This is a genomic window from Mycobacterium sp. Root135, assembly GCF_001426545.1.
GTDB lineage: Bacteria > Actinomycetota > Actinomycetes > Mycobacteriales > Mycobacteriaceae > Mycobacterium.
Map to the genome: position 1 here is coordinate 536,465 of NZ_LMEZ01000005.1, position 12,973 is coordinate 549,437.

11 protein-coding genes are annotated in these 12,973 nt (G+C 66.9%); 10 read left to right on the forward strand and 1 reads right to left on the reverse strand.

Annotated features, from left to right (window positions below; all coding sequences use genetic code 11):
* Position 1 precedes the first annotated feature (1 nt).
* Entirely contained in the window at positions 2-1,324 is a 1,323-nt protein-coding gene (locus tag ASD37_RS13730; protein WP_056551625.1) for a MinD/ParA family protein, read from the reverse strand.
* Positions 1,325-1,836: 512 nt separating this feature from the next.
* On the opposite strand from ASD37_RS13730, the gene ASD37_RS13735 reads away from it, so the two are divergent.
* The 10 genes from ASD37_RS13735 to ASD37_RS13780 all read left to right on the forward strand — a co-directional run bounded on the left by ASD37_RS13735 (position 1,837) and on the right by ASD37_RS13780 (position 12,883).
* Complete coding sequence (locus ASD37_RS13735; protein ID WP_056551627.1) at positions 1,837-2,679, forward strand: ESX secretion-associated protein EspG; 843 nt, start codon at positions 1,837-1,839, stop codon at positions 2,677-2,679.
* Between the two features lie 26 nt (positions 2,680-2,705).
* Complete coding sequence (locus ASD37_RS13740; RefSeq protein WP_200959888.1) at positions 2,706-3,161, forward strand: YbaB/EbfC family DNA-binding protein; 456 nt, start codon at positions 2,706-2,708, stop codon at positions 3,159-3,161.
* Complete coding sequence (eccA, locus tag ASD37_RS13745; RefSeq protein ID WP_056553268.1) at positions 3,154-4,875, forward strand: type VII secretion AAA-ATPase EccA; 1,722 nt, start codon at positions 3,154-3,156, stop codon at positions 4,873-4,875. Before ASD37_RS13740 ends, eccA begins: the two co-directional genes overlap by 8 nt.
* A gap of 3 nt (positions 4,876-4,878) precedes the next feature.
* A complete protein-coding gene (gene eccB, locus ASD37_RS13750) occupies positions 4,879-6,351 on the forward strand; it encodes a type VII secretion protein EccB (RefSeq protein ID WP_056551630.1) in 1,473 nt (490 codons plus the stop codon).
* Positions 6,348-8,570: a type VII secretion protein EccCa gene (gene eccCa / locus ASD37_RS13755; protein WP_056551632.1), complete on the forward strand. Its 2,223-nt coding sequence runs from the start codon at positions 6,348-6,350 to the stop codon at positions 8,568-8,570. Before eccB ends, eccCa begins: the two co-directional genes overlap by 4 nt.
* Entirely contained in the window at positions 8,567-10,345 is a 1,779-nt protein-coding gene (eccCb, locus tag ASD37_RS13760; protein WP_056551634.1) for a type VII secretion protein EccCb, read from the forward strand. Before eccCa ends, eccCb begins: the two co-directional genes overlap by 4 nt.
* Positions 10,346-10,488: 143 nt before the next feature.
* Complete coding sequence (locus ASD37_RS13765) at positions 10,489-10,785, forward strand: PE domain-containing protein (protein ID WP_056551636.1); 297 nt, start codon at positions 10,489-10,491, stop codon at positions 10,783-10,785.
* 42 nt (positions 10,786-10,827) lie between these two features.
* On the forward strand, positions 10,828-12,156 hold the full coding sequence (locus tag ASD37_RS13770; protein ID WP_235568269.1) for a PPE family protein: 1,329 nt from the start codon (positions 10,828-10,830) through the stop codon (positions 12,154-12,156).
* A gap of 103 nt (positions 12,157-12,259) precedes the next feature.
* The gene (locus ASD37_RS13775) at positions 12,260-12,559 is read left to right on the forward strand and encodes a WXG100 family type VII secretion target (protein WP_304438712.1); all 300 of its coding nucleotides are present in this window, start codon (positions 12,260-12,262) and stop codon (positions 12,557-12,559) included.
* Positions 12,560-12,592: 33 nt separating this feature from the next.
* Complete coding sequence (locus ASD37_RS13780) at positions 12,593-12,883, forward strand: WXG100 family type VII secretion target (RefSeq protein WP_056551640.1); 291 nt, start codon at positions 12,593-12,595, stop codon at positions 12,881-12,883.
* Positions 12,884-12,973 lie beyond the last annotated feature (90 nt).

Genomic DNA, 12,973 nt, shown 5'->3' on the forward strand with positions numbered 1-12,973 from the left:
GTCAGCGTCGGTCCCGCCCGCGCTCGTCGTTGGCCGGAAAGTGCTCGGCGAGGGCGGCGGCGACCTCCACGAACTTGCGGCGGGTCGGCCCGGACATCAGGGCGGTGCCCTCGATGACGCCCCCGGGGCGAAGATGCGGGTCGAATGGGACCTCGACCACCACCTGTCCCTGGCCGGCGAACTGCTGAGCCAGTATTGCCCGAGTTCGCTTGTCGGCGTGGCCATCCGAATCGTTGAGGACGACGACGGTGCGCCGCAGCAGACTCGTCAGCCCGCGATTGGCCAGCCAGTCCATCGTCTGCCCGGCCGCCGCGGCGCCGTCGACCCACGGAGACGAGACGACCACCAACGCGTCGAGGTCGCGAAGCACCTCCTGGGTGACGGGCGTGTCCATCGTCGAACTGCAGTCGACGATCGTGATGGAGAAGTAGCGGTCCAGCCGGGCCGCGGCCTCGCGGTAGATCGCGGGATCGAGGACGCGTCTGCGGGCCGGGCTCGCCTCGCCGGCGAGGACGAACAATCCCGCCGAGTTGTTGCCGACCCGGCTGCGCACGTCGGCGAAGGTCTCGAGGTGCTGATCGGCGGCCAGCTCCCAATAGGAGCCCACCGCCTTCGGGTCGACGCGACTGCCGAGCTTTCCGAACGCCGTGTCGGCGTCGATCGCCACCACGCGGTCCTCCTGGCGCAGTTCGGCGAACACCGAGCCGATGCTGGCCGACACGGTGGTCTTGCCGACGCCGCCCTTACCCATCACCCCGACCTTGTAATGCCCCCGCAGGACGACCTTGATGCGGGCCTCGAATTCGGCCTGCCGAATCTCCTCCGGTGACGGACCGGGGTTGACCAGCCCGAACGTGACCTTGTAGACCGCGCGGCGCCAGCCCGCGGCGGGGACGGGGCGACGTGGCGGCACCAAGTCGTCGGCCCTGATCCGGTCGGCGTAGGACCCCGTGGGTGCGGCGGGCGCGAGGCGCGGATCCGGGCCGTAGGGCTGGCCCTGCCACGTGCCGTACTGGGGCTGGCCCGGCGGCGGTGGTGGACCGGGCCGTTGCGGAGGTCCCTGCTGCCAGCCGGGTTGCTGATGGGGCGGCGGCGGTCCCCACTGTTGCGGTGGTCCCTGGGGTGGTCCGAAGCGCTGCGGCTCGCGATGCGGCGGTGGGGGCGGCGGCGGCGGAGGGGGTTCCGGCACGTCCACTGGCGGGCGCGACGGCACCGGGGCCGCCGCGGGCGTGAAGGTCGGCGGGGTGGTGGCGGGCTCGTAATCCGATTCCTCGGGGCCGGTCCAGCCAAGTTCCTTGCGCAGGGCGTCGTCGCGATCGCTCACGGCACCAAGGCTCCTTCCCGTGTCACACACGACGCACCGGCCGGCATGTCGGTCCAGTATCAACCACCGCGACCAGACGCCACCTGGGCGTCGACCTGCGAATGCCTGCAGCAAACGGATGTGTCGCCGGCGCCAATTCTTGGGCGGACTCCCTGGTGGTGCGCTGCGAGCGGACCGGACTGTGCCGTCCCAGCAGGACGACGGCCACGTCCGGCACGGGACGAGGGGGCGACGAGGGCAGTCGTCGGTGTGGGGAGGACGTGCCATTCACAGTGCTCAACTGCGATGTTGGGTGTGGCGGGAGGGGTTGGACGAGTCGTCGATTGGTGCACGTAGGGCCCTAAAACCGCTGGTACCCTCATATGAATTAGGGGGCTGGGAAGCGACCAGTCTGTCGGTGGCCTGCCGGTCGGCGGCAAGTCTCTTCAAGGCGCAGGCAAAGATGCGCCGAGTCGAGGTGGACATCGGTCCCGACCCCTGCCCGAGGAAGATGGGGAAGAGGGGGTATCGACATGTCCTTGCCCAACGGCGGCACCCACGTCGACGACGTCGTAGCGGTCGAGGTCACGATCGACGGGATGCTCGTCATCGCCGACCGGCTCCACATGATGGAGTTCCCGCCGGCGCTGGGAATTCGCCCCAACATTCCGCAGCTCGAACTCAGGGACATCGTGTGGGACCAGGTCGCCCGCGACCTCACCTCCCAGGGCGTGCTCGACGTCTTCGGCGCGCCGCACCCCGAAGTCGCCGCCATGGTCGACACCTTGAGCCGTGCCGACCGGACTCTCGAATGTCGTTGGTGGCGCAGGGATGTCGGCGGCAAGATGGTCCGCTTCGTCGTCTGCCGCAAGGGAGACCGCCACGTCATCGCCGCGCGCGACGGCGACATGATCGTCCTTCAGCGCATCGCACCCCAGGTTGGACTGGCGGGCATGGTGACGGCCGTCCTCGGCGCCGCCACCCCGGCCGCCGTCGAACCCCTCACCGGGGTAGCCAGCAAGCTCGGCCAGTCGACGACGGCGAACCAACTCGCAAATTTCGGCGTCGACCCGCCGTCGGCCCGGTTGTACGCCGAGATCACGGCCGCTCCGAGCAGCTGGGTGGAGATCACGGCCAACGAGCGTCACCCCGGGGGCACCTACACGCAGTCCGAGGTGGCGGCGGGCGTCCTGGACTCCCGCCAGGGCCGGATCGTGTCCTTGCCCCGCCGCGTCAACGGCGAGCTGTACGGCAGCTTCCTGCCGGGCACCAACGACAACCTGCAGCGTGCGCTCGACGGACTGATGGAGTTCCTGCCGTCCAAGGCCTGGTTCGACAAGAAGCCGCTCGACTTCGAAGCCAACATCCCGGACTGAGAGGCCATCGCTTGACGGACGATCCCTTGCCGGCAGATTTCGACGACGACGACGATCTGTCGGCGCTCAGCTTCTACGCACCCGACGCCGAATTGGCCGCGTCGGATCTCGACGCCCTCGAGGGGTACGAGGACGACGACGAGGTCGTCCCCACGATGTTCACCGTCACGAACCCGCCGGGGACCGTCACCGTCTCGACCTTCATGGACGGCAGCGTCCGACGAATCGACCTATCGCAGGAAGTGATCTCGATGACCGAAGCCGATCTCGCAGACGAGATCGTCGTCATCGCCCGGCTCGCCACGCAGGACGCCAGGGCGGCGCAGTACGTCCACGTTCTCGACGGCATGCGCCAGCAGGGCCATGACGACGTCGCCACCCGCGACTTCCTGTCCAGAGACCTCGACCTGCCGTCACCGGAAGATGCCAGTGCCGCTCGTGCACGCGTCTTCGCGACGCGGTATGCAGGTGACCATGAATGAGCAATTAGCTGCGCTATTCGGCAGCGCCGTCGGCATGCTGCCAACCGCTCCCGCCCGCTCCCTGCAGATGTTCAGCGAGATCACCGCGATCGACGAGACCGCGTGTGACGCCTGGGTGGGCCGGATCAGGTGCGGCGACGCCGACCGCGCGACCCTCTTTCGCGCCTGGTACTCCCGGGGAAGCTTCGGGCAGTTGGCGGGTGCCTCCGAAGTCTCGATGAACAGCCTCGAGGCGCGCGTCGAGATCGGTGGCCAGTTCGGCAACATCACCTATCCGGTGAACTCTCCGTTGTCGATCACGTTGGGCTTCGCCGTCAACGAAGCAGCACTCGGTAACTACGCCGACGCCATGGAGGCGCTCGAGGGCGTGCAGGCCGGCGGTGCCGACCACCTGGTCTCGTGGGCCAAGGCCGTCGTCTACGGCGCTGCCGAACGGTGGACCGACGTCATCGACGAGGTGCGCGGCGCCAGTGCCTGGCCCGACAAGTTCCTCGGGGCGGCGGCCAGCGTCGCGCACGGCGTCGCAGCTGCCAACCTTGGCCTGTTCAACGAAGCCGAGCGCCGGTTGACCGAGGCGAACGCCTCACCGGCCGGTGAGGCGTGTGGGCTCGCCATCGCCTGGAACCTCGCGATGACGCGGCGCAGCCTTGGCAACGAAGAATCGGCCGTCGTCCTGCTCGAGTGGCTGCAGGCCACCCACTCGGAGCCGAAGGTCACTGCCGCACTGAAGGATCCGAGCTACCGGCTCGTCACGACGACCGCCGAGAAGATCGCCTCGCGGCGCGACCCGTGGGACCCCTCCAGCGTGGAGGCCGACAACTCCGGCCGCGAACGCCTGCTCTCCGATGCCCAAGCCGAGCTCGATCGGCAGATCGGCCTCAGTCGGGTCAAGGAGCAGATCGAAAGATACCGAGCCGCAACGCAAATGGCGAAGGTACGGGCGGCTCGCGGCATGAAGGTTGCCCAGCAGTCCAAGCACATCATCTTCACCGGACCGCCCGGCACCGGCAAGACCACGATTGCGCGCGTGGTGGCGAACATCCTGGCCGGTCTCGGCGTGATCGCCGAGCCGAAGCTCGTCGAGACCTCGCGCAAGGACTTCGTCGCCGAATACGAAGGGCAGTCGTCGGTCAAGACGTCCCGCACCATCGACCGCGCGGTCGGCGGCGTGCTGTTCATCGACGAGGCCTACACGCTGGTCCAGGAGCGCGACGGACGGGCCGATCCGTTCGGCTCGGAGGCGCTCGACACCCTCCTGGCGCGGATGGAGAACGACCGCGACCGCCTCGTCGTGATCATCGCGGGCTACCCCGCCGACATCGACCGGCTGCTGGAGAGCAACGACGGCCTTCGGTCTCGTTTCTCGACCAGGATCGAGTTCGACTCCTACGGTCCGGACGAGATCGTCGAGATCGCGAATGTGCTTGCCCAGAACAACGATTCGACCCTGAGCGAGGAGGCGGCCAAGCGTGTCTTGGCGGCCGCCACGCTGCTGAGCCAGCGGACGCTCAACGGCAAGCCGGCGCTCGACATCGCAGGCAACGGCCGGTACGCCAGGCAGCTCGTCGAGGCCGGCGAACAAGGCCGCGACATGCGGTTGGCCAGATCCATGGACTTCGAAAGCCTTGGCGTGGAACAACTCAGTGAAATCAACGGCGACGACATGGCGGGCGCGATCGACACCGTCCACAGTCGACTGAACATCGGCGAGTGACGTATGGCAGGGTTCCGGTTAACCACCAAGGTGCAGGTCAGCGGATGGCGCTTCCTGCTGCGCCGTGTCGAGCACGCGATCGTGCGTCGCGACACCCGCATGTTCGACGATCCGCTTCAGTTCTACAGCCGGGCAGTGTCTCTCGGCATCGTGATCGCCGTGCTGGTCTGCCTTGGCGCCGTCCTGCTGGCCTACTTCAAGCCCCTCGGCAAGCGTGGCGGTGACACCCTGCTCGTCGACCGGACCACCAACCAGCTCTACGTCGTCATGCCGAACAACGGCCAGTTGCGACCCGTGTACAACCTGACCTCGGCACGCCTGGTCCTCGGCAACGCCGGCGCGCCGCAGGCCGTCAAGTCCGAAGAGCTGGACAGGATGCCGAAGGGTCAGCCGATCGGCATTCCCGGAGCTCCTTATGCGACACCGGTTTCCAGCGTCCCCCAGTCGACCTGGACGCTGTGCGACACCGTGACCAAGCCCGAGAGCGTCGCCCCCGTGGTCTCGACGTCGGTGATCGTGCTCCCGCTCGTCACCGACTCGTCCGTCGCCCCGATGACACCGGGGCAGGGGATGCTGGTCTCCTACCAGGACCGGGACTGGCTCGTCACGTCCACCGGCCGGCATGCCATCGACCTGTCCGATCGTGCCGTGACGTCGGCGGTGGGCATCCCGGTGACCGCGAAGTCGACCCCGATCTCGGAGGGCCTCTACAACGCGTTGCCGAACGGCGGGCCGTGGATCATGCCGCAGGTACCCGCCGGCGGTGCGCCCAATACCCTTGGGCTACCGGCGAACCTGGTGATCGGTACGGTCTTTCAGACGGTCACCGACTCGGGCGCCCAGCAGTACGTCGTGCTGCCCGACGGCGTGGCCAAGGTCAACGACACGACCGCCGCAGCGCTGCGGGCGTCGAACTCCTACGGGTTGATCTCCCCACCGTCGGTGGAGTCCAGTGTCGTCGCGAAGATCAACGAGCAGGTGTTCACCTCCCCGCTTCCGGCCACGCCGCTGGAGATGCTGCTGCGCGAGGACGACCCGACGCTGTGCTGGGCGTGGCAGCGGGGACCGGGGGACCAGTCGGCGAAGACATCGGTCATCGCCGGTCGGCACCTGCCGATATCCGCATCGTCGATGAACACCGGGATCGACCAGATCGGCGGCGACGCAACGGTCTTCATCGCCGGAGGGCAGTACATCCGGCTGCAGTCCCCCGATCCGCGGTACGGCGAGAGCCTCTACTACATCGATCCTCAGGGCGTGCGCTACGGAGTGCCCAACGACGACACCGCGAAGAAGCTGGGGTTGCCCGCACCGGTCACCGCCCCGTGGGAGGTGGTGGGTCTGTTGGTCGACGGCCCGGTGCTGTCGAAGGAGGCGGCGTTGCTCGAACACGACACGCTGCCAGCGGATCCCAGTCCCAGGAAGATTCCCGACGGCAAACAACCCGCGGTCGCGGGCGCGGGAGGTGGCTCGTGACGACACGAAAGTTCACGCCGATCATCAAGCGGGGTCCACGACTCACGCCCGGTGAAATCAACGTGACCCCACCCGATGATCTCGGGGTGGACATCCCGGCGTCCGGCGTGCAGAAGATCCTGCCGTACGTCATGGGCGGTGGCATGCTCGGAATGATCGGGATCATGATCTTCACCGGCGTCCGCCAGCTGTCGCCGTACATGCTGATGATGCCGCTGATGATGATCATGGGCACCGTCGGCTTCATGGCGGGCGGCGGCGGTGGCGGCAAGAAGGTCCCCGAGATCAACGCGGACCGCAAGGAGTACCTGCGCTACCTCGCGGGCCTCCGCACGCGCGTCACGTCATCCGCGGCCGCCCAGGTGACCTTCTTCAACTATCACGCACCGCATCCCGACGACCTGCTGTCGATCATCGGCAGCAACCGCCAGTGGTCGCGGACGTCGAACGCCGACTTCTTTGCGGCAGCCCGCATCGGCACCGGGATGGAGGCAGCCGTCGACCGGCTGCTCAAGCCCAACGTCGGCGGCGAGCTCGCTGGCCCGCAATCGGCACCGCAACCGCATCTCGAACCGGTCAGCCACATGTGGGTGACCAAGTTCCTCCGCACGCACGGCCTCATCAACGATTGCCCGAAACTCGTCCAGCTGCGGACCTTTTCGACGATCGCCGTCGGCGGCGACCTCCCAGGGGCGGGGGCGCTGCTCAGGGCGATGATCTGTCACCTGGCCGTCTTCCATCCGCCGGACCTCCTGCAGATTCGGGTGCTGACGGACGGCCCGGAGGACCCCGACTGGGCGTGGCTGAAGTGGCTGCCGCACGTGCAGCACCAGGCCGACACCGACGCGGCCGGCGCCATCCGACTGGTCTTCACGCGCCCCGACGGGCTGTCGGATTTGACTGCGCGGGGCCCGCATTCGGCCGACTCGGCCCCCAGCGGCCCCTACGTCGTCGTCATCGATCTCACCGGTGGGCGGGCCGGTTTCCCGGTCGACGGCCGCGCCGGGGTCACGGTGATCACGCTCGGCAATCACCGCTCGGCGTACCGCATCAGGGTCGCCGCCGACGGCACGGCGGACGATCGGCTGCCCAACCTGAACTTCCGCCTGGTCACCAGCACGTCCGATCGGATGACGCCCGGCCAGGCCGCCCGTATCGCGCGCAAGCTGGCCGGCTGGTCGATCACCGGCACGATCATCGACAAGTCGACCAGAGTGCAGAAGAAGGTCGCAACGGAGTGGCATCAACTCGTCGGCGCCCAGAGCGTCGAGGAGGTCACGCCGAACAGATGGCGGATGTTCACCGATCTGGACCGCGACCGGCTGCGGATTCCGTTCGGCCATGAGCTCAAGACCGGTGAGATTCAGTACCTCGACATCAAGGAGGGCGCGGAGTTCGGCGCCGGACCCCACGGGATGCTCATCGGCACTACCGGTTCCGGCAAGTCGGAATTCCTTCGCACACTGATCCTTTCGCTCGCCGCCACACATCATCCCGACCAGGTGAACCTGTTGCTGACCGACTTCAAGGGCGGTTCGACGTTCCTCGGCATGGAGAAGCTGCCGCACACCGCGGCGGTGGTCACCAACATGGAGGAAGAAGCCGAGCTGGTCAGCCGCATGGGAGAGGTTCTCTCCGGCGAGCTGGATCGGCGGCAGTCGATTCTGCGGCAGGCCGGCATCCAGGTCGGGGCGGCGGGTGCGCTGTCCGGTGTCGCCGAGTACGAGAAGCACCGCGAACGCGGCGCCGACCTTGCCCCGCTGCCGACGCTCTTCGTAGTCGTCGACGAGTTCGCCGAACTGCTGCAGAACCACCCCGACTTCATCCAGCTGTTCGACCGGATCTGCCGCGTCGGCCGGTCGCTGCGAGTTCACCTGCTGCTCGCGACGCAGTCGTTGAACACCGGCGGCGTCCGAATCGACAAACTCGAGCCGAACCTCACCTACCGCATCGCACTTCGCACGACGAGCTCGGCAGAGTCCAAGGCGGTCATCGGAACCCCTGAGGCGCAATACATTACGAACGCAGAGAGCGGTGTCGGCTTCCTCCGAGTGGGCATGGAGGATCCCGTGAAGTTCCGCAGCGTCTTCACGGGAACCAACTACGTCCCACCCTCGCTGGATTCCGACGTCGTCGCCACCCCGAAGCACACCGCGCAGAGCCCGATGCGGATCCGTCCGTTCACGGCGACGCCGATTCCTGAGCCGGTGATCCAATGAGTGTCGAGCCAGAACAGCGAGTCTTGCGCGAGGTCGTCCTCGGGCAGCTGGGTACGGGCGAGATGCGTGCCTATCGAATGTGGTTGCCGCCGTTGACCGATCCGACCCCGGTCAACGAGCTCGTCGCGCGCGACGAGCGTCGGCCGCTGCGTTTCGGGCTGGGGATCATGGACGAGCCGAGGCGGCACCGCCAAGAGGTGTGGGGTATCGACGTCTCGGCGGCGGGTGGCAACATCGCGATCGGTGGCGCGCCCCAGACCGGCAAGTCGATGTTCTTACAGACACTGGTGCTGTCGGCGTCTGCGACCCACACGCCGCGCGAAGTCCAGTTCTATTGCGTGGACATGGGCGGTGGCGGTCTCATGTATCTCGAGGACCTGCCGCACGTCGGTGGCGTCGCGACCCGGGCCGAACCCGACCGGGTCAACCGCGTCGTCGCCGAAATGAAAGCCATTCTGCGGCAACGTGAAGCGACGTTCAAGCAGTATCGCGTCGGCTCGATCGCCTCGTACCGGCAGATGCGGGACGACCCCAGCCATGCCGCGTCGGCGGATCCGTTCGGTGACGTGTTCCTGATCATCGACGGTTGGCCCGCCTTCGTCGGGGAGTTTCCCGAGCTAGAACCGGTCGTCCAGGACTTGGCCGGGCAGGGGCTGGCATACGGCGTCCACACGATCATCTCGACGCCTCGCTGGACCGAGCTGAAGTCTCGCATTCGTGACTATCTGGGCACCAAGGTGGAGTTCCGGCTCGGTGACGTCAACGAGACCCAAGTCGACCGCATCACCCGCGAGATTCCGGTCAACCGCCCCGGCCGTGCCGTCTCGATGGAGAAGCACCACCTGATGATGGGCGTTCCACGGCTCGACGGTGTGCACGGCGTCGCCGACATCGTCCCTGCGATCACCGCCGCGGTGCAGCACATCTCGATGCAGCACACCGACGAGGCGCCCCAGGTGCGGGTGCTCCCCGAGCGCATCTACCTCCACGAACTGGATCCGGCGCCGCCAGGGCCGGAGAGCGACTACCGCACCAGGTGGACGGTACCGCTGGGCATCCGCGAATCGGATCTGTCGGTGGCCTACAGCGCGATGCACTCGTCGCCCCACCTGCTGATCTTCGGTGCGCCGAAGTCTGGCAAGACGCGCATTGCGCACGCCGTCGCATCGGCCATCTGCGCGCGGAACAGTCCCGATCAGGTCCGCTTCATGCTGGCCGACTACCGGTCCGGTCTCTTGGACGCCGTGCCGCAGAGCCACCTGATGGTCAACGCCGGCGTCAACCGGAACAACGCCTCTCTGGAGGAAGCCATCAAGGCACTGGCCGCGGCGCTCCAGAAGAGGCTGCCGCCGCCGGACCTGACCACCGCTCAACTGCGATCCCGCTCGTGGTGGGAGGGGCCCGACGTGGTTCTGCTCGTCGACGACTGGCACATGGTCGTGGGCGCCGGAGGACCGATCGGGCCGATGACGCCGCTGTCGCCGCTTCTGCCCGCGGCGTCGGACATCGGACTGCACATCGTGGTGACCTGCCAGATGAGCCAGGCCCAGCGTTCCACCATGGACAAGTTCGTCGGTGCTGCCTACGGCGCTGGTTCTCCCACTCTGTTCCTCTCCGGCGAGAAGATGGAGTTCCCCACCAGCGAGTTCAAGCTGAAACGGCGGCCCCCTGGCCAGGGACTTCTGCGGACACCTGACGGCAAGGAAGTCATACAGGCGGCGTACGTGGACCCACCCGAAGAAGAAGTGTTCGCACCACCCCAAACCGGCCGGTAATATTCAAAACAGACAATAGCAACGATGCTGTGAGCCAACAGCAAAGGATCGAAGTCGATCCGACGGGGGAGCTAGTTACCGCTCCGCTCGGGCCCGCGGCCCGATGTTCAGGGTTAACGCAAGTAAGTAGGGAGTGATTGCAAATGCAACCGATGGAACACAACCCGGCGGCTGTAGGTGTCGGCACTGAAGTGACCGCAAACGGTGCCCGCGGTTTGGCCACGGGAATGGCGGCCACCACCGAGGCCAGTGCACTGGTCCCCGCTGGGGTTGACGAGGTGTCGATCCAGGCAGCGCTGGCATTCGCCACGGAAGCTCTCGAGACGAACGCAATCAACGCGTTCGCTCAGCAAGAACTGTCACGCGCCGGTTTGCAGTACGTGGAGTCCGCGGCGATCTACGAGGCAGTGGACGCCTCGACCGCAACGACGCTCCTGTAACAGCCTCACATCGACACCCGAGAGATCTGAGCTCAGCAAACCATGTCCGCCGTGCCCGCAATGTTGACCATGTTCTATGGGGCGCTGCCGCCCGAGGTCAACTCGGGTCGGCTGATGGCGGGTGCTGGCGAAGCGCCGATGTACCAGGCGGCGGCTGGCTGGGAGATGTTGGCGATCTCGTTGGAGACGCAGGCCGAGGAGCTGGCAGCGAGCCTGGTGGCACTGCAGGGATCCTGGCAGGGCGCGGGAAGCCAGCAGGCCGTCAACGCCTCGACGCCAATGGTGCAGTGGTTGCGGACTGCGGCGTTGCAGGCGCAGAAGCGGGCGATGCAGGCGATCGCCCAGGCGAGCGCTTACGCGGCGGCACTGGTGACCACGCCGCCGCTGCCGGAGATCGAGATGAACCACGTCACCAACGCGGTGCTCAACGCGACCAACTTCCTCGGCGTCAACACCGCGCCGATCGGAGCCAACGAGTTCGACTACTTCGTGCGCATGTGGAACCAGGCGGCCGGCGCGATGGAGGGGTATCAGGCGGAGACGTCGTTGAACACGGTGTTCGAGCCGATCATGCCGCCCAAGCCGATCGTCATGCCAGGCGTCGGTGAGATGGGAGCGGCGACGGCCATCGCCCAGAACGCCGCGTTGATGGGTGGTGCCGTCGTTCGTGACGCGACGTTCGCCTACGTGAGCGCGCAGGGCACCGTCGACTCCGTGAACATGGTGGCCGGCAATCTGGCAGGTCAGGGGGCATTCGCTGCGGAGCGCGCCCAGGGTGCTTCGGAAAACGCGCAGAACGCCGGCCAACAGGCGGCCAGCCAGCAGGACAAGCCCCAGCAGGGCATGCAGATGATGACTCAGGTGGCGTCGCAGGTCGGCTCGACGGTCGCGCAACTGCCTCAGCAGCTCGGTCAGATGGTCACCCAGCCGCTGCAGCAGATGACGCAACCGATCCAACAGATGACGCAGATGTTCAGCCAGATGGGCAGCGGCTTCGGAACGGACAAGGCGCAGATCGGCCTGATCGGTGCCAGTCCGATGTCGAATCATCCGCTCGCCGGGGGATCGGGTGCGGGAACGGGTGCAGGACTGGTGCGCGCGGCGTCGCTGCCGGGAATGGGCGGGTCGGCGCCGAGGACTCCGATCATGTCGAGCCTGGTCGCCAGCCCCGAATCGGAGGCACTTTCCACCAAGGCCAGCGCATCGGGTGCCGCGGCAGGCGCCGGGGGTGCCGGACCTGCGCCGGTCGGCGGCGGCGGTCCGATGGGTGGGGCCGGCCAGCACGGCAAGAACGGCGGTGGCACCAGGCCCGGCATGAAGGCGCCCACCCCGTTGCCGGCCGACACAGACGAAGACGACGACGACTGGTGACGATGCGTCACCCCAACGACTTCCCGGCCCAGGGGCTGGAAGACTCGCCAAACCCTTGGTGAGGACAGAAGGATGAGAAAGGTAAACAGCAATGGGTCAACCGATGCACACAGACTCTGCCGTCCTCGCCAGTGAGGCCAGCAACTTCGAGTCCATCGCCTCTCAACTGCGCGCGATCATGAGCCAGGTCGACTCGACCGCCGGCGGCTTGGCCACGCACATGGTGGGCCAAGCGGGCACCGCCACTCAGCAGGCCTTCGTGCGCTACCAGGAAGCGGCGCTCGTGCAGAAGAACGAGCTCGACGAGATCTCGGCGAACATCCACACGGGCGGCACGCAGTACGCGTCGACCGACGAGGACCAGGGCGCGGCTCTCGGTCAGACCATCAACATCGGCATCTGACCACTACAACTTTCGATCGTCAGGAGACACAACATGAGTGAACAGGTTTGGAACTTCGCGCAGATCGAAGCGGCCGCCGGAGAGGTTCAGGGGTACGGCAGCGCCGTTCACGGCCTACTGGACGAAGGCACGGCGTCGCTCGGCAGGCTGCAGGCAGCATGGGGCGGCACCGGCCAGGCGTCCTACGAGGCCGTGCAGATGCGCTGGAACAACGCGTCCACCGAACTGAATGCCGCGCTGCAGAACCTTGCCACCACCATCAGCGAGGCTGGCATGACGATGGCAGGCACCGACCAGCACGTTGCGGGTAGCTTCGGCGGCTAACGTCGAAATACCCTAGGTGGGCGGTAGGGTCACCGCCCCTCCGCCCACCTCTGCACGTCTTCCCCGCGACCAGATCTTTGAGAGGTAACT